The sequence below is a fragment of the Pseudoalteromonas sp. S3431 genome, from assembly GCF_000690035.1.
Taxonomy (GTDB): domain Bacteria; phylum Pseudomonadota; class Gammaproteobacteria; order Enterobacterales; family Alteromonadaceae; genus Pseudoalteromonas; species Pseudoalteromonas fuliginea.
Map to the genome: position 1 here is coordinate 1 of NZ_JJNY01000135.1, position 555 is coordinate 555.

Below are 555 nucleotides of genomic sequence, written 5' to 3' on the forward strand. Positions count from 1 at the left end.
GAACCGAAGCTGCCGTTCAATAATTGCTGACCACCAAACGAAGTCGTATCTGAAATACGTGTTAGCTCTGTTGATAAAGCTGATACTTCTTTTTGTAGCGCTTCACGGTCTTCTGATGAATTTGAACCATTCGCTGATTGTAGTGCTAATTCACGCATACGTTGTAAAATACTTGTAGACTCACTCATCGCGCCTTCAGCTGTTTGCGCCATTGAAATACCGTCGTTTGCATTTCTTTGCGCTACGCCTAAACCATTTACTTGTGATGTTAAACGATTTGAAATTTGTAGGCCTGCCGCATCATCTTTCGCGCTGTTAATACGCATACCCGATGATAAACGCTCCATTGATGTCGCTAAGTCAGAACCTGATTGAGATAGGTTACGTTGTGCGTTTAATGAAGATACATTTGTGTTTACTGAAATCATAATAAAACTCCTGATTACTTTCGTAAAAGTACTGTTTTGATTTAACCAAGAGCCGTAACAAATTTATGTACAAGCCCCTTACTGATTAAGTTAACGGCAGGAAACAAAATACCTTTAGCTTTTATTT

At 39.1% G+C, this 555-nt stretch carries 1 protein-coding gene; it reads right to left on the reverse strand.

Annotated elements, in window-relative coordinates; all coding sequences use genetic code 11:
* The coding region (locus DO88_RS00190; RefSeq protein ID WP_033029962.1) for a flagellin N-terminal helical domain-containing protein at nt 1–431 on the reverse strand (431 nt) is incomplete at its 3' end.
* Between the last annotated feature and the right edge of the window lie 124 nt (nt 432–555).